Source organism: Calothrix anomala FACHB-343 (assembly GCF_014696435.1).
In the GTDB taxonomy this organism is placed as follows: Bacteria; Cyanobacteriota; Cyanobacteriia; order Cyanobacteriales; family Nostocaceae; genus Aulosira; species Aulosira anomala_A.
In genome coordinates this window covers 23,304-40,053 of record NZ_JACJQG010000042.1, presented here as the reverse complement: position 1 = coordinate 40,053, position 16,750 = coordinate 23,304, and the positions used below count along the sequence as shown (strand labels likewise).

Genomic DNA, 16,750 nt, shown 5'->3' with positions numbered 1-16,750 from the left:
GCAACATTTTAGCCTTGCCATGCCACTACGTGTATTTCAGAAATCAGATATGAGTCCTATATCGTGTGTAAATAATTACGAATTATCAATTAGGAAATACTTTGACGGTAAGAATGAAGTAAATAGAAAAACTTATTAAAATCAAAACTGAGCGGATCGACTCTTTGACCTGAACGATCTACAGCTTGATGAGTTGTGATGCGATCGTCAGGAACTTGGCTTTGAGCAATTAACCAAGCCAGAGAATAATATTGTGCATCAGTATAGCCACTATGCGATTGGATACGATTATTTCCCCAAGCTTCCGGCGGTGTTTCCAATGAAACATGATAGGCAAAATTGTTCACCGATGGCGGTAAATTCGGGTTAGTTTTCACCGTTTCCAAACCATCAGACCCCTGAAATACCGAATTACCTGCACCAAAAGCCCGCTTTTCTGGTGGAATGAGATAAACCACCGTTCCATCTCGCCTAATTAAAGTGTGATAACTCGCTTGGATATTTTCATTGTCATGAGGTGTTTGAAAAAAGTTAATCGCGCTCGATGCAGAATTACTCGTTTCATGTAGCACTATAATCGGCTGATTGCGTAATACTGCACCATAAATATCTTTAGCGTATCTTTCACCGTAGTTAGTTGGATTTACAGGTCGAACTTCATACCGAGGTTTGTATTTAGCAAAAGCCGCAGTTGTTTTATACCTAGCTAAAGGCGGACTTTTTTTCACCCGTGATTTCAGTAATTCCTCCTGAGATTCACGCTCCTGAGTTTTTGCTGATTGTAATTGTGCCTTAGGATACTCACTCCACGATGTAATATCTGACATCGCGCTTGCAGTATCGCTCTGTGGTTTGGTGGATTTTCCAGCAAACAGCGCCAAAATTAGAGTGGCGAACAATAGGCAAATTAGCATAACCTTAGTCGCCCATTCTCTAAATCTCATTTTTTTATACTTATAAAACAGCTATTGTAATTTTAATATCTTGAATTTATTGAAAACTAGGTTACTAGTATACTTGTTAAACTTCCGTAATTTTGTTAAGCCAGCCTGATATTGTTTGTAACTCAGGATTTTAGACAGTGGCTTAGAAAACCAATTGCTCAACTAACAGAAACGCTAAAGCCGCACTTCCTAGAGGAACTGTTAAATTATCAATACCTAACAGCGAAACCGCTTCTAAAGCTGTAGCTACAACCGCCACTAACAGAGATATTACCCAAGTTTGCCAAATATTCCCTTGAACGCCGAGCAAAATTAAACTGCTGACGAGGTAACTAACTAGAGTCATCGTCAAAGAACCTTCCCAGCTTTTTTGGGAGCCAAAAACTTTATACTTATGTTTACCAAAGCGCTGACCGATTAAAGCTGCTAGTCCATCTCCCCATGTCATGACTAAAATACCTAAGGCTGCGTAGTGGGGTTGTTGCAAATACCAAAAGCAAGCAATGAGGACGCCAAAACTAACAGCGTAGAAAAATGTCCCCAAACTTTGACGCCCAACGCTATTAATTCCTGGGAGAATCGGCAAACGGTAGGACAATAAGGTGACTGCGCTACCTAAAATTGAAGCTGTAATGCCAAGACTAGCCGGAATATTTAACCACCAAGCGAGTAAAATCACATTACCAATGCCAATATGCGCTATCTTGCGGACAATTTCTGGATCTTTATGGTCGAGGCGATTAACTGCCCAAGCGATCGCTAAAATAAATAACACCCAAACCGCAACGATCGCAATTTGTAGCCATAAAGGAGAAATTGAGTCTAAAGCAGGAAAAGTATTCACCAAAGATATTACTAGAAAGAAAAATTGGCGTCCTCATTCTACTTTATTAGATTTGGTTGCGACTATGAAAATAATATTGATTTGGCTGATTCAGGGCTACAGAATGTTTATTTCACCCCTATTTCCCCCAACCTGTCGCTTTCAGCCGACTTGTTCTATGTACACCATGCAAGCCATTGAGAGATTTGGTGCTTTACGGGGGACTTGGATGGGAATTCGCCGCATATTACGCTGTCATCCCTTTCATCCCGGTGGTTACGATCCAGTACCAGAGGTAGTTGAAAAAACCAAAGATTGCTGCTGATGTTTCATTTGATGAATTTTGATTTAACCTCGTCCATTTTGAAACCAGGAGTAGTGCGGGCATCTTGCCCGCTACTACCACCAGGGAGCAAGATGCTCCCACTACTTTTAAAACTATGGTTCTCAAAATAGATGTGGTTTTGTTTCTAGATCCCCGACTTTTAGAAAAAATCGGGGATATAATTAGCACTCTCAATCCAAAATCTAAAATCCAAAATCCAAAATAGAGAATGAGACCCTATCACCAAATCCAAATCTGCGAATGTGGTGAACCATTAGTAGAGATTCCTTTACAACTATTTGCTGTGGAATCTCCCCATCCTTATGAAAAATTAGGCGCACCTTATGGAGTACATTCTCCCTATTATTTGCGGCAGACTGTGGTAGAAAATTTAATTCAAGCGCAAAATTATCTTCAATTACTGCGTCCTCATTGGTACATTCAAATATTTGATGCTTATCGCCCGGTAGCTGTGCAACAGTTTATGGTCGATTATAGTTTTGCTCAAGCCTTAAATGAGAGAGGATTGACTGAAGCGGAGTTATCACCAACCCAACGCCAAGAACTGTGGGAATTAGTTTATCAAATTTGGGCGGCTCCTAGCTTAGATGAGAAAACGCCCCCACCTCATAGTACAGGTGCAGCAATAGATGTGACTTTGGTAAACGAGCAAGGACAAATTGTTGATATGGGTTCGCCAATTGATGAAATGTCAGCGCGATCGCTTCCTGATTACTATGCTAATAATCAAGATCCACAAGCACAGCAATATCATGCACATCGTCAGTTATTATGCGATGTCATGTTAAGAGCTGGTTTTCAACGCAACCCTAGAGAATGGTGGCATTTTTCTTTTGGCGATCAAATGTGGGCTTGGTTATCTAATCAATCTAACCCGGAAAATTCTTTCACAGCTCGCTATGGACGCCTAAAAATAGATGCTTAATATATTTTTGAGTTAGAATTCTCTTACTGAGGAGGTTATTTGAAACAGCGTTCATTTGGCTTAAAAGCCATTGTTTTTTACAAGGCTTTTACTGCTTCACTATTGATGATTACTGCTATAGCTTTATTATTTGCATTAAAAAATTATCAATATCTGCAAGACTTTTCTCAAAATTATGTTTTAGAAGGTAAAGCCAGAATTATTGATTGGATTGTAGAAAAAATTCTCAACTTTAATCCTAAAACTTTAGCTTTTAGCGGAATTGGTGCTGGTATTTATGCCATTGTTACTGCCATTGAAGCTATTGGTTTATGGTATGAAAAGCAATGGGCACATATTTTAGTATTAGTCCTAGTTGGTATCAGTATTTCCCCAGAAATTTATGAACTAATTCGGGGAATATCCCCCATTAAATTAATTGTATTTATAATTAACGTAGTGGTTTTATGGTATTTATTTCGGAATTTTCCTAAGCATAAATAATCAATTAACAATGTCTTTAATTTTGAATTTTGAATTTTGAATTTTGAATTTTTATCTTCTCCCCTTCTGCCATCTGCCCTCTGCCTTTCTTCCCTGACAATTATTTTTGCAAAAGCGCGATCGCACAATGCATAATTTTAACTTCATTGACAATCCGCTCTAACTCGGTGGATAGGGTAGTTTGTTCGCGCACGGCTTGTAATGTCGGCGTTACAGCATGAGGATTTGTGGCTATTTCTGATATCCGCACTGTATGTAGCTGTTCAATTTCATTGTGAATTGCTTCGAGATAACTATCTAGTTCTGGTAAGGGTTGTGGTGACTGTTGTTGTTGCAGTGCTTGGGCTAAGTTCTCTAAAACTTGGATAATCGCATCAGCTAATCGCTTGAGTTCAGTAAATTGATAATCGCCGCTAAATTCCTGTAAATGTTCGCCTAAGGTTGTCACTGAACTAAAAAAAGCGCGAATATAAATCATTAGCGTCATTACAGGTTCGATTTCACCTTGAACGTGACGGGGTTCGCTAAATAATCTTTGTGCAGACGCCTCAGCATTGACGTTTTCTATTGCAGCTTGATGGCGTAGCTTGTTAATAGCATCAGTAGTATCTTGTCGAGAATTGAGATAATTAGCAATGACTTGTTGAAAGTAGACAAGATTTGCACCTATGGTTTTTTCTAGTTGGGTGGGGAGTTGCTGACGTTCCCAACGGGGAAACAACAAATAACTACCCAGCAGTACTAATACTCCCCCAGCGAGGGTATCAATAATCCGCAATACTCCAATCTGCCAGCCACCTGTACTAATAACATTCAGTAACAGAATGATTACGGGAGTCTGCATCATAGTAAATAGGCTGTAGCTTAACGATCGCACTGACATCGCCGTAAACATCAGCAGCAAAATCCAAATTGCGATCGCCACGGGATTCTTGATCAGCACAACCAGAGTAATACCAATTATCCCACCAATAAAAGTACCAAGGACACGTTGCACTGTTGTCTGGGTAGTTCCGCCAAAATTCGGTTTAAGTGCAACTACGGCTGTTAGCGTTACCCAATAGCCTGTGGGAAATTGCAATATTGAGGCTACCAGTTCGGCAATTGTGGTAATTAATGCTAGGCGTAGGGCATGACGAAACAAAACTGAATCAAAATTAAGATTATCCCGTAGCGTATTTATCCAAGAAAAGCCCTCTGATGGCTGTGGAGGCGAAATTTCTCGGCAAATGTGGCTATGGCGTTTTCCTGTACGCAAATTAGCTACAATCTCACCATCGGTATGAAGCTGTTGAGTCAGCTTTGTCAGACTAGTTGCAATCTTCCGTAAGTTAACTAAATCCGCATATTCATCTATTTGCAGATCGTTTGTTCGACTAACAACTTGACTGCGCAATATTAACCATTGATGTTCTAATGCTTCAATCTTTCTATCTAAATCTCCCAGGTGAACTGAACTTCTACCTTTAACAATTGCGGCTGAGAGAGTTTGTAGTGCAATTGCCAACTCTGCCATTACTTGCCAAATTTCCTGCTGTAACCCAGAAAACAAGGGGCTTGAAGAAGCGATCGCTAATAATTCTACCTCAGCCACCACAGAATTAATAATTTGGTTGGCATCCTCGATTAAAATTAGTAACTGATTGCCCCGTAAATTCACGGTTTTTTGTCTAGTCCACACAGATGCCCAATTATTCCGCGCATCAGTTAAATCCTGTGTCACAGTATCCTGGGCTTGCAAAAATTGTTGTGCCCAATTTTGCATATCTTCCAGATTTAACACTCTCTGGCTGGCTAATTCCACGAATTTACTCAATGAGAGATAACATTTAGCAACAGACTCCATCACGGGTGTGTAAGGACGTATCGTCCACAACCCTAAAGACAGCACCATTGCCCAAATTCCCCCAGCTAGAGATAACAAACATTGCCACAACACAGCAGATAAATCGGGAAATGAAGCAAATTTCGCCAGCGCCACCACATACATAATCGAAATCACCAAGCTGACAGAAGCCGCCACACTGCCAAACAGCCCCGCTAAACCTGCGAAAAAGATGACAATGAATGTTGTGGGAAGTGCTAACCAAATAGTGCTGCTGACTAAATTTGCTAACAGGAACGCTACAGTTACCCCAATAGTTGCTGCCATCATCGCCGTGGCTTTTTGACGATAAGCGCCGCCCACATCCACCATATTCACGAACATCGCCGCCATAACTGCGATCGCACTAGCTGCACCATAACCAGTGATAATTCCGACAGCAATCGGAACACCTAGCGCCAAAATAGTCCGCAATCCGTAGACAAATGCTGGCTTACCTGGCTTGAGTTGAAACTGTTGTAACAGCCAACTAAAAGAACCTATATCTGTAGATGGCATTATTTAGGCTGGGATTGTGGGAAACAAGTAAAGCGCGATCGCTTCTTAGAGAATTGTAACTAGTGGAAGACGGCAGGAGGCAGACGGCAGAAGGCAGAAGCTAAGAAAATTTTGGCAGTTACAGCTTTGAACATGAATTTTTGAGAAAAAAGAGTGACAATTCGAGTTGCGAACACCATCGTTCAAGTTCGGAACTCGGAAGTTGCAGCTTTGAACATGAATTGTCGAGTAAAAAAGGCGAATGTTTGACTTGCGAACACCATTGTTCAAGTTTTGAACTCGGAAGTTGCAGTTTTAAACATGAATTGTCGAGCAAAAAGGGCGAATGTTTGACTGGCGAACTCGGAAGTTGCAGCTTTAAACATGAATTATCAACTAAAAAAGGCGTAAGCGCATCCTACCGCAGGCATTACACGACTTCAAAACGCGATCGTTCCAGTTTTGAATTCTGTAGATATAGTTAGAGTAACGCCAGAACCATCCGCAGACCATCTTCAACGAGAAACATTACGCGATCGCTAACTTGGCTAACCTGCTCCGTCAAAAATGACTTGTCTAAAGTAATGATTTGAGACACATTCACAACAGAATCTTGGGGTAAACCTGTCTCATCAGTAGTAACTAAAACATTACCCGGAGCATCAGCCAATCGCAGGTTAGTAGTTAATGCAACTACAATCACAGTTCTAATTCGGCTGCGATTAAAATCATTAGATTGAACAATCAAAACTGGCCTGCGGTATCCAGGTTCAGACGCAACAGATGTTGGCAGTTCTGCCCACCAAATTTCACCTCGTTGCATTACCAGGTGTCCTCAGACAAAGTTTGAAGCTCAAGCTGAACAAGCAACGGATCGAGGCTACTGTCTTCCTCAGCGTACACAGCATTCAACTGTTCCGTAATGCGATCGCCGCTATGCGCTTTTAAGTATTCTTGGATTGCCTTAGCATATAACTCGCTACGGGATAGCCCCATTCGTTTAGCAAAATTTTCCGCAGCTTCAAACAGTGAATCGGGAATGGAAATGGCTGTTTTCATAGACTGGTATAACTACGGTTATACCCTTATCTTATCGCTCAGTTTTAACCTAATGGTGCGGAATGCGATCGCACTTCTGATTTTATATTTCTTGAGTTTTCTTTTCGACTATGCCAATAAAGCATTAAATCTCATCAGGATTATTGGGAGGTTCGCCAAGAGTTTGCTGTGCAGCATGACGTATATGAAGAACTCGAACTGTAGATACTTCTTGATTCTCCAAAATTGTAAAAAGTATACGGTATGAGTTACGTCCTCGACCATAAAGAATCTGACGAATTTCTTGGCTAAAGTACTCGTTTTCTCTTGCTAGAGAACATCGCTTTGGCATTTGCGACAAAGATTCAATCACCAGTAGTAATCCTGCATACCATTGACTCGCTTTGCTAGGGGATGTAAGTTGAGACAACTGTAAAAAAGCACGATCTGCCTCAGCCTCAGCCACACTAGAAATTTCAATGCGGTATTTCATGAATCAGCTGGCAGATTATACTTGCGACGTTTTTCTTCAGCAAACTCCTCAAAACTACGAAACATACCTGCATCAAAGTCATTTAATCCTTGCTGAATACCCTGGATAGCCTCCTGTGAGTCTTGCAACTCCCACTCAAGAGCGCTAGCTAGTAATTCGGCTGCTACAAAACTCACATCTTGCCCTTGTCTTGCAGCTTTCTCTAGCAATCGTGCTTCTAATTCAGGACTAAGGGAAACAACAATCGTCATATTGGTATATTCTGCCAAAGGTTGCTCAATATCATTCTAGGGAAGAACTGACGAAAAAGCTGCTGAATCAGGTGCAACATTACCGCTCAACCCGATCCCAGTCAGTTGTATTTAAGTCATCTAGGAGAATATCATCCTGTTATTCTGCCATTGCTGCAAAAGCTTCGTCCCAAGCAACCCGTAATTTTGGCGCTGGACGAAGAATTAGGTGTCACGTTTTTATATATAAATGTGTAGGCGTAGCCCAACCAAAGCATCACTTTCCCTCACTTACACTGTTACCGTTTCCGGTACTGAATCAGGAGAAGTTGGTTCAAAATGTAACACCATAATTTGCTCTGAGCGTAAACCGACAGATTCGTATGTGCGCCCATTGCGATCGCTAAATTCAACCTCAAATGCAGCTCCACCAGCTAATAATTCTACTACTGTGCCAACTTGACCACGCCACAGATTATATTCAGGTAGATCAACTGTCAGTGCTATTACATCCAGTAACTTAATTGTACTTTTAGTCATCTTGTATCACATCCAAATATTACAGAGGATAGCAGGTAGTTAATCTTGGTACATCAGAACCTTCTTCGATAATCCAAGCACTGCGAATGGTCGCACTTCTATCTTGCCATTCCAATGTGAAATCTAGAGTGTAGCGTTGTCCAAATTCATCACGCCTTCCCAAACGAACTTCATGAGTTTTGACAACTTGAAGAATAATCTGACGCAATTCCTCAGCATTGTCAGCTGTCATACCCAGAATTGATGAAAAGAGACGGGCTTTATGTTTGCCTTCATCATGCTCTGGATTGAGGCAGTAGTCACGCAATTTACGAATATCAACGACTGCATTTTCTGCATTTGGAAGCAAATTAAGTGAATTAGACATAATTTTTATTTTTAGAGTAATTAGAGATTCTGGGGAATATAAACATAGAAAATGCCTAATAATGGTATTACCACTTACAGTAGTTACTGAATTCAAAATGGCCAACAAAGAATTTCCGGTAAAAAAGCGAGTATGTGGATGGAATAAACCAGGATAATGAACGATAATTAACCTCTATAGCTAAAAGCCATCAGCCATAAGCTGAAATGCTGAAAGCTTTCGATTCAACTCCACAAATTGACTATGAATCCAGAATCAGTCAAAAATTCTCTTAATATTTCGCCAGCGATACGAGTAGGAGTACTGGGTTTCGGCGGACTCGGACAAGCAGCCGCCAAGGTACTTGCTGGTAAACGGGAAATGATTTTAGTAGCAGTAGCAGATCAAAAAGGCTTCGCTTATGCTGCTGAAGGTTTAGATATCAAAGAATGTATTGCTACCTACCAATCTCAAGGTTCGGTGGGTTATTTAGAGCCAGTTGGGACTTTAACAAACAACAGTATTCAAGATTTAATCGATACTCAGCAACCTGTAGATGGGTATTTTCTAGCATTACCTAATTTACCCAACGATTTTATTCCCTCTGTTGCCAAACAATTTATCGCCGCAGGTTGGCAAGGGGTTTTAGTAGATGCAATTAAGCGCACCAGTGCAGTGGAACAACTACTGGCGATGAAAGCAGAACTGCAAGCCGCAGGTATCACCTACATGACAGGATGTGGCGCGACACCAGGATTATTAACAGCCGCAGCCGCTTTAGCCGCCCAAAGCTACGCCGAAATTCACAAAGTAGAAATTACCTTTGGGGTAGGAATTGCCAATTGGGAAGCTTACCGCGCTACCGTTCGTGAAGATATTGGACACATGCCTGGTTATTCAGTAGAAGCAGCTAGGGCAATGAGTGATGCGGAAGTCGAAGCCCTACTAGATAAAACCAACGGTGTGCTGACCTTAGAGAATATGGAACACGCCGATGATATTATGCTAGAGGTAGCCGGGATATGCGATCGCGATCGCGTCACTGTTGGTGGTGTAGTGGATACGCGCAATCCCAAAAAACCCCTCAGCACCAACGTTAAAGTTACAGGACGCACCTTTGAAGGTAAAATTTCCACCCATACCTTTACTTTAGGTGATGAAACCAGCATGGCAGCCAATGTCTGCGGCCCTGCCTTTGGTTATCTCAAAGCCGGTCAGCAATTGCACCAACGCAGCATCTATGGAATCTTTACTGCTGCCGAAATTATGCCGCAATTTGTGAAATAGGGGCATGGGGCATGGGGCATGGAGCATTGGGCATGGGGCATTGAAACAATTTTGGATTTTGGATTTGCGATAGCGCAGCGTAAAGCCTTCTCCTGTCGGAGACGCTACGCGAACGGCATAGCTTCGCTTAGAGCGAGTCCGCGAGCGTCTTTTGGATTGTATTTGAATCTAAAATCCAAAATCTAAAATCTAAAATTCCTAGTCCCTAGCCCCTAGCCTCTAGCCCCTCTTCATCCCTGTTTTCATCTTCATCTAGGTATTCCGGCTTTTGCATAATAAAGGGTAGTTCTGCACCTACTAGTCCCCGTTGAATACGTTCGGAAGTCTCGCTAAAGACTACAAACAAGGGATAAACAGAATTAGCCCCTTCACTAAAAATATGATGGTGGCGTTCGGGCATTAACCACTCATAATTACTATCGAGAAGAACTTGAGTTTTGCGCCACCGTCCCAACAAATCAGAAAAATCTTCATGGGGACGATGAATAAAAATTAAAATCTCCGCTCCCGTTTTAATTTTCCATTCTGGATCGCACATTAATATAGCGATATCACAAGGCACACAAGTTGTTTGGGCAGGTGTGGTTTCAGTTTGACGCAGACGCACAATAGGTAATGGAATAGAGATCACACTTTCATGAGGACGGCGCAGACTGGGAATCATCTCTAAGTATGGTCGATACTGTTTTAATAAAGCGATCGCTGCTTGATGATGACTATACTCTGCTAAAGTAACTTCATAATCAGATTTTTGCACAGGCATATTTTTACAAGTCGAAAATATGAATAGTCAATAATAAAGTCGGAAGCAGAAACATTTCATACTTCCGACTTTGTTGTACAATCTTTTTTTTAGCCCATCTTTTCAAATACTTTGAACATCGGCAAATACATTGCTAACAAAATCGTCCCCACCATTCCCCCTAAAACCACAATCATCAGTGGTTCTAATACACTCGTTAATGCTTTAACAGCTTGCTCAACTTCATCTTCATAGAAATCGGCAACTTTCATTAACATTCCATCCAATTCCCCAGTTTCTTCACCAATACTAATCATCTGAATAGCCATAGCTGGAAAAACTGCCTCTTTTTGCAAAGCAACACTAATCATGCCACCTTGCTGAATTTCTATCCGGGCTGCATCTATGGCATTAGCTACAATTTGGTTACCTGATGTATCCCGAACAATTTCTAAACAAGTTAGAATTGGTACGCCAGAACGAGTCAACGCCCCAAAAGTCCGGCTAAAGCGGGCAACTGCGGTTTTTTGAATCAAATCACCAAACAAAGGCATTTTCAAAGCAACACGGTCCATAGTAAGTTTACCAACGGGGGTTTTGTAATACTGGTTATAGGCAATTTTCAATCCTATAAATCCAGCAATAATTACTAGCGACCAAAAACTGCGTAAGACCTCACTACAATTCATCAAAAATTGTGTTAGAGCAGGTAATTCTATACCGATATCTTTAAAAATTTTGGCAAAAATGGGAATCAAAAAAACCGTCATCCCAACGAAAATACTAGTTGCTAAAAAACCCACAACAACTGGATAAGACAATGCTGCTTTAATTTGGTTTTGTAACCGAGCAACATCTTCTAATAACTTAGCTAAACGATTTAAAACTTCATCGAGAACACCACCAATTTCCCCAGCTTGCACCATACTGACATATAAATTATCAAAGCACTGAGGATGTTTCCTCATTGAATCGGAAAGATTTGTACCGGTTTGGACATCATTCCCAATGTCAGTTAAAGCCGCTTTTAATTTAGGATTGCTGCACTGCTCTGCCAGTACACCTAAACTTCTGACAATAGCTACACCTGCATTAGTTAAAACGGCAAATTGACGCGAAAAAACCGCTTTATCCTTTACAGACACACTAACCATCGAGTTCTTGAATTTCTGTAGATCAAAACTGAATCTACCTTGAGATTCTTTTAAGTCTTGAACCACAAAACCTAAATCTCTTAGATTATTACGGGCTTGAGCCAGAGATTCAGCCGTTAATTTTTCAGTTCTGGATTTTCCTTGTGCATCCCGAACACGGGCAACATAGTTAGGCATAGGCTATAAATTCACAATAGTCAAGAGTCAATAGTCAATAATTAAGGGTAAAGAGGCAATATGTAATCAGCAATAGTTCTGATTTATTGTGCAACTGATTCCTCTGCCTCATTTACACCCTTTGCCCTCTCATTTGTGCATTAATTAGTGGTGAGCTTTAGCCCCAGCACCAGCAGCTTGTGGTGGCGCTCCACCAATTAGACGTTGAATTTCATCCGGTTTAGAAGTCTTAGACATCGCTGCTTCAAAGGAGATAGTTCCAGCTTTATATAAATCGGCTAAAACTTTTTCTAGAGTTTGCATACCCAATTTACCGCCAGTCTGAATTGCTGAGTAAATTTGCGATGTTTTTCCTTCACGAATCAAGTTAGAAATAGCGGGGGTAATAATCATAATTTCTTGTGCCATTACCCGACCATATTCACCTGGTTTAGGATTTTTCTTGGGTACTAAAGTTTGGCTAAATACTGCCACTAAAGAGTTAGATAATTGTACCCGCACTTGAGTTTGTCTTTCATGGGGAAAAACGTCAATAATCCGGTCAACTGTCTGAGCAGCAGAGCTAGTGTGTAAGGTACCAAATACTAAGTGTCCGGTTTCCGCAGCCGAAATAGCCAAGGAAATTGTTTCTAAATCTCGCATTTCCCCTACCAGAATAATATCTGGATCTTCCCGCAAAGCTGCTTTCAAAGCATTAGCAAAACTTTTGGTATCCTCACCAAGTTGGCGCTGATGCACCAAGCTTTTAATTGGTTCATACACAAATTCAATCGGGTCTTCTACTGTCAAAATATGCTCGGCTTTGGTGCGGTTAATTAAGTCAATCATCGCCGCGAGAGTAGTTGTTTTACCAGAACCAGTCGGCCCAGTCACCAAAATTAATCCTCTGGGCTTTTCTGTCATTTCCCTAACCACATCTGGTAGTCCCAATTTATCAAAGTTGGGAATTTTGGAACTCAGCGCCCGCAAGCAAGCAGCATAGGAACCACGATCCTTATAAACATTGACGCGAAAACGAGCCAAACCCTTGACCCCATAAGAACAATCCAGTTCCCAAGTCTGCTCTAAGGTTTTACGTTGGGTATTATTGAGCATACTAAAGATCAGTCTCTGACACTGATCTGCGGTTAATACATGGTCGCCTATGGGGGTGAGTTTGCCACTGATGCGGAAATAGGGAGGTAAACCTGCGGATAAATGCATATCCGAACCACCCATTTCAATCATCTGTTCCATCAAGTCTTCAATCATCATTTCCATAGTTTTACTTCCCTAGTTAGTTGTTAGTTGTTAGAGACGCGATTAATCGCGTCTATACAATTTTTAGTTGTTGTTCGTGCATAAATATTTAGGCGATCGCCAATAAGCAATAACCAATGACTATTGACTAATCCGAAAAACGCGGTGTCATACAGTAGGGACAATCTAGCCATTCTGGTTGTAATGTGGCGTCACAAGTGCGACATGTTAATCCACTCTTGCGTTTAGCTTTTAATTCAGCTTCTAAACCGGTATCAGTGAATGTCACCCGCTCAACTTCTTCTAGGGTGGTGGAACCTTGGCGAACTAAATCCAAGCTGTAAGCCAGCAAGGTTTTCATTCCTTCTTCCACAGCTACTTCTTTAATGCGTTCTGTTGGTGCTTCTTCGTTAATCAGGGTTTGTAGGTTTTCGGTGATTCTCATGACCTCGTAAACACCACAACGTCCTTTGTAACCAATACCACTACAAGTTGGGCAAACCTGACCTTTAGCTTTGGCTTCGGTTTGGGCTTCGTTGGATAAGGTGTTAGCTTTGTAAAAAGTGACATTCACCTCTTGAGAAGCAGATAAACCATAACGCGCTAGTTCTTCGGTTGTCGGAGTATAGGGAACACGACAATCAGGACAAACACGTCTCATCAAGCGTTGTGCTAATACCCCAATCAAAGAACTGGAAACCATGAAAGGTTCAATACCCATTTCGCCCAAACGAGCGATCGCGCCTGGGGCATCATTGGTGTGTAAGGTAGTTAATACTAAGTGACCTGTTAAAGCTGCTTCAATCGCTGTTTTCGCGGTTTCCTTGTCTCGAGTTTCACCCACTAGTAACACATCCGGGTCTTGTCGCAGAAACGCCCGCAAAGCGGTGGCAAAATCTAGCCCTTTTTCCCGAATTACCTGTACCTGGGTAATCCCTGGCAAACTGTACTCAACCGGGTCTTCCACTGTACTGATGTTAATTCCCGGAGAGTTCTTTTCGGCTAATGCTGAATACAGCGAGGTGGTTTTACCAGAACCAGTCGGGCCTGTGACCAAAATCAACCCAAAGGGACGACTAACCATGTCCTTAACAATATCTAAGGTTTCCTGGTCAGTAATCAACTTATTCAAACCTAGTTGGGTGGAGGAGTTATCCAAAATCCGCAGACAAACCTTTTCCCCATAGCGACTGGGTAGAGTATTAACTCGGAAATCCACCTTGCGTCCCTCAAACATCCGGCGAATGCGTCCGTCTTGGGGTAAACGTCTTTCGGCAATGTCTAAGCTAGAGATGATTTTGAATCGAGCTGTAACTGCCGGAATGATTTTTTTCGGTAGCGGATCGAAAGCTTCACGCAGCACCCCATCCTTACGAAAGCGAATGCGCAGGTTTTCTTCCTGTGGTTCAATATGAATATCTGAAACCTTCTCGTGTAAGGCTTTCGCCAAAATTCTATTAACCAGATTGATCACCGGCGCATCTTCTGCACCCTTCATCGCTGCGCCTAAGTCAGCTTCCATCTCATCCGGCGCATCATCTATATCGAGATTGTTAAGATTTTCCAGATCCTGATTGATATCTGTAAACTTTTCTTGCTCTAGATGTTTTTGCCGAATAGCTAATTCATCTAGGTATTGATTGATCAGCTTTTGGTAGTCCTCTTGGGTAATTACCATGCGCTGCAAAGCTAAACCTTGGGGGCGCAAGATGCGATTCAGGTCATCAGAAGCTTCCAGGTTATCTGGATCGACCATTGCCACTAAAACACAGGGTGGATTTTGGTCTTCATGTTTTGATAGAGGGATTAAGCGATGGCGACGGCAAATATCTACCGGGATGAGGGTTTCAATGAGTTTCCCCACCATCGTATTACCTAGCTGGTTGACTTCCGGATCGAGGAATTCAACACCGTATAGTATTTTGAGTTCAAATAACTGCTGTTTCTTGTATTGTCTGAGTAACTCAGGTGATAGTTGTCGCCCAGTAATTGACTCCAGCGTCTCCGTTAACGGAGTGCCGGATTTGCGGCTTTCCATCAAAGCCTGCCGCATCTGTTCGCTATTAACATAGCCAGACTGCACTAGCTTATTGCCAAAGGGCGAAAACTCTGTTTTGGTAGTGAGAGCGGTACTGCGCCGTTGCGGGGACGAGTAAGTCATAATTGAGCAATGAATAGGGAAAAACCTCTGAATAAAGTATTCCCAGGCTGTGGCAGATAATTCTCATTGACATTGAGTAAATTCCTGACAAAAATTTTCCTTGCTGCCGAAAAAATCCAGCACCACCAATCCAGCAGAAGCCATCTATACTCGATCCGCAACAGCAGCACTATAGCTTTTGCGCAAGCTAAAAATTTTCTTTTCAGTATTTTTATGTTAAAAACAATACTTGTATCTCAAAATTAAGGACAAAAAATATTAATTACCACTCATTCTCTGGATGTACTGCTAAAGCTACTAAATCCGTTCGGGTTACCGCCCTTGGAAGGTCTACGCTAAGACCTTGGCTATTTGTCACAATAATAGGACAGTGACATCACTTCCTAGAAAATTTGGCAAAAAACTCGCCGCATTCATCAGCCGTAAATCCCAACGGTTGCTAGATGTGGTGTAATGCCGTAAATAGTATCTGGGATGAGTGGACAATGATAGACGAAAATAAACAGGTAAACAATACAAGCCAACAATTGGGTGAACCCACAGAGGTAAAGCAAGCAATGAAGAGTGACTCCCCAGTCGAAATCAACGCCAACGACTCTGGCAGCGAAGTAACTGAGCCAGTAGCGCAAGATAATCTATCGGGAACTGCATTTACATCAGAAAATTCTGCCGCAGCGACTGAGAAAGTTGAACCGAATACAGCAGCTTTAGGAGAATTGACTCAACAAATCGAGTCACTCAAAGCGCAATTAGAAGAACGCGGCAATCAATATATGCGAATTGCGGCAGATTTTGAGAATTACCGTAAACGTAATCAAAAAGAAAAAGAAGATTTAGAAGTGCAGGTGAAGCGCAACACGATTACGGAACTATTACCAGTAGTCGATAACTTTGAGCGGGCGCGATCGCACCTCAAACCACAAACCGATGGTGAAATGACTATTCATAAAAGCTACCAAGGCGTTTACAAACAATTAGTCGATTGCTTAAAACGTCTTGGTGTCTCCCCCATGCGCCCTGAAGGTCAAGAATTCGACCCTAATCTCCATGAAGCTGTAATGCGCGAACCTACGGATGAACATCCAGAAGGAACAGTGTTAGAAGAGTTAGTACGTGGTTATTACTTGGGCGATCGCATACTGCGCCATGCAATGGTGAAAGTAGCTGCGCCTAAAGAAGATGCACCAGCACCAGACGATCAGTCGAGTCCCGCTAACTCATAAACTGTAGTTGCTCGCCTCACTGACCAAAAGTGCCTTGGTTTTTGTCAGGGCGAGCAAAACTGAGCTGAAGTGCAAATAAAGATACTAACTGATGGATCGGATAGGAGAAAGGGAGACGAGGAAATTATCCGACAGGGAAACAAATTCCCCAAGCTTTATGCCTCAGACCCGATCTCTTATCAATATTTCCGTCAGTATTTGTCTGTCACAAAAAAATCAAATAAGATAGTCCGCATA

At 41.8% G+C, this 16,750-nt stretch carries 18 protein-coding genes; 5 read left to right on the top strand and 13 right to left on the bottom strand.

What is annotated here, in order from left to right; genetic code table 11:
- Positions 1 to 89: 89 nt before the first annotated feature.
- Both H6G08_RS22455 and H6G08_RS22450 read right to left on the bottom strand, forming a co-directional pair.
- Positions 90 to 944: a peptidoglycan recognition protein family protein gene (locus H6G08_RS22455; protein ID WP_190546916.1), complete on the bottom strand. Its 855-nt coding sequence runs from the start codon at positions 942 to 944 to the stop codon at positions 90 to 92.
- A 142-nt stretch (positions 945 to 1,086) separates the two neighbouring features.
- Entirely contained in the window at positions 1,087 to 1,788 is a 702-nt protein-coding gene (locus H6G08_RS22450; RefSeq protein WP_390625906.1) for a diacylglycerol/polyprenol kinase family protein, read from the bottom strand.
- A gap of 64 nt (positions 1,789 to 1,852) precedes the next feature.
- Between H6G08_RS22450 and yidD the strand changes: the two genes are divergently transcribed.
- The 3 genes from yidD to H6G08_RS22435 all read left to right on the top strand — a co-directional run bounded on the left by yidD (position 1,853) and on the right by H6G08_RS22435 (position 3,521).
- The gene (gene yidD / locus H6G08_RS22445; protein ID WP_096644164.1) at positions 1,853 to 2,092 is read left to right on the top strand and encodes a membrane protein insertion efficiency factor YidD; all 240 of its coding nucleotides are present in this window, start codon (positions 1,853 to 1,855) and stop codon (positions 2,090 to 2,092) included.
- Between the two features lie 229 nt (positions 2,093 to 2,321).
- Positions 2,322 to 3,038 (top strand): M15 family metallopeptidase, encoded by a 717-nt coding sequence (locus H6G08_RS22440; RefSeq protein WP_190546913.1) that lies wholly within the window; start codon positions 2,322 to 2,324, stop codon positions 3,036 to 3,038.
- A gap of 39 nt (positions 3,039 to 3,077) precedes the next feature.
- Positions 3,078 to 3,521 carry a DUF2127 domain-containing protein gene (locus tag H6G08_RS22435; RefSeq protein ID WP_190546911.1) on the top strand — a complete coding sequence of 148 codons (444 nt, stop codon included), beginning with the start codon at positions 3,078 to 3,080 and terminating at the stop codon, positions 3,519 to 3,521.
- Positions 3,522 to 3,621: 100 nt separating this feature from the next.
- Here the strand turns inward: H6G08_RS22435 and H6G08_RS22430 are convergent, their stop codons facing one another.
- From H6G08_RS22430 to H6G08_RS22400, 7 genes are all read right to left on the bottom strand, one after another.
- On the bottom strand, positions 3,622 to 5,904 hold the full coding sequence (locus H6G08_RS22430) for an FUSC family protein (RefSeq protein WP_190546909.1): 2,283 nt from the start codon (positions 5,902 to 5,904) through the stop codon (positions 3,622 to 3,624).
- 460 nt (positions 5,905 to 6,364) lie between these two features.
- Positions 6,365 to 6,706: a type II toxin-antitoxin system PemK/MazF family toxin gene (locus tag H6G08_RS22425; RefSeq protein WP_190546907.1), complete on the bottom strand. Its 342-nt coding sequence runs from the start codon at positions 6,704 to 6,706 to the stop codon at positions 6,365 to 6,367.
- Positions 6,706 to 6,942, bottom strand: coding sequence for a ChpI protein (locus H6G08_RS22420; RefSeq protein WP_190546905.1), 237 nt, complete (start codon positions 6,940 to 6,942; stop codon positions 6,706 to 6,708). Before H6G08_RS22420 ends, H6G08_RS22425 begins: the two co-directional genes overlap by 1 nt.
- Before the next feature lie 124 nt (positions 6,943 to 7,066).
- Entirely contained in the window at positions 7,067 to 7,414 is a 348-nt protein-coding gene (locus H6G08_RS22415; RefSeq protein ID WP_190546904.1) for a type II toxin-antitoxin system RelE/ParE family toxin, read from the bottom strand.
- On the bottom strand, positions 7,411 to 7,665 hold the full coding sequence (locus tag H6G08_RS22410; RefSeq protein WP_190546902.1) for a hypothetical protein: 255 nt from the start codon (positions 7,663 to 7,665) through the stop codon (positions 7,411 to 7,413). The genes H6G08_RS22415 and H6G08_RS22410 overlap by 4 nt, the downstream gene beginning before the upstream one ends.
- A gap of 270 nt (positions 7,666 to 7,935) precedes the next feature.
- Entirely contained in the window at positions 7,936 to 8,184 is a 249-nt protein-coding gene (locus tag H6G08_RS22405; protein WP_190546900.1) for a DUF4926 domain-containing protein, read from the bottom strand.
- 19 nt (positions 8,185 to 8,203) lie between these two features.
- Positions 8,204 to 8,551 (bottom strand): DUF6883 domain-containing protein, encoded by a 348-nt coding sequence (locus H6G08_RS22400; RefSeq protein WP_190546898.1) that lies wholly within the window; start codon positions 8,549 to 8,551, stop codon positions 8,204 to 8,206.
- A 243-nt stretch (positions 8,552 to 8,794) separates the two neighbouring features.
- On the opposite strand from H6G08_RS22400, the gene bioU reads away from it, so the two are divergent.
- Complete coding sequence (gene bioU, locus H6G08_RS22395; protein ID WP_190546895.1) at positions 8,795 to 9,817, top strand: (S)-8-amino-7-oxononanoate synthase BioU; 1,023 nt, start codon at positions 8,795 to 8,797, stop codon at positions 9,815 to 9,817.
- A gap of 205 nt (positions 9,818 to 10,022) precedes the next feature.
- Here the strand turns inward: bioU and H6G08_RS22390 are convergent, their stop codons facing one another.
- The 4 genes from H6G08_RS22390 to H6G08_RS22375 all read right to left on the bottom strand — a co-directional run bounded on the left by H6G08_RS22390 (position 10,023) and on the right by H6G08_RS22375 (position 15,290).
- Positions 10,023 to 10,580, bottom strand: coding sequence for a hypothetical protein (locus tag H6G08_RS22390; protein ID WP_190546893.1), 558 nt, complete (start codon positions 10,578 to 10,580; stop codon positions 10,023 to 10,025).
- A gap of 89 nt (positions 10,581 to 10,669) precedes the next feature.
- Complete coding sequence (locus tag H6G08_RS22385; RefSeq protein ID WP_190546891.1) at positions 10,670 to 11,890, bottom strand: type II secretion system F family protein; 1,221 nt, start codon at positions 11,888 to 11,890, stop codon at positions 10,670 to 10,672.
- A gap of 144 nt (positions 11,891 to 12,034) precedes the next feature.
- Positions 12,035 to 13,150, bottom strand: coding sequence for a type IV pilus twitching motility protein PilT (locus tag H6G08_RS22380; protein WP_096644156.1), 1,116 nt, complete (start codon positions 13,148 to 13,150; stop codon positions 12,035 to 12,037).
- Positions 13,151 to 13,277: 127 nt separating this feature from the next.
- Entirely contained in the window at positions 13,278 to 15,290 is a 2,013-nt protein-coding gene (locus H6G08_RS22375; protein ID WP_190546889.1) for a GspE/PulE family protein, read from the bottom strand.
- 485 nt (positions 15,291 to 15,775) lie between these two features.
- Here H6G08_RS22375 and grpE point away from each other — a divergent pair, with 485 nt between their 5' ends.
- Positions 15,776 to 16,513, top strand: a complete 738-nt coding sequence (gene grpE, locus H6G08_RS22370; protein WP_190546887.1) for a nucleotide exchange factor GrpE — start codon at positions 15,776 to 15,778, stop codon at positions 16,511 to 16,513.
- Positions 16,514 to 16,750 lie beyond the last annotated feature (237 nt).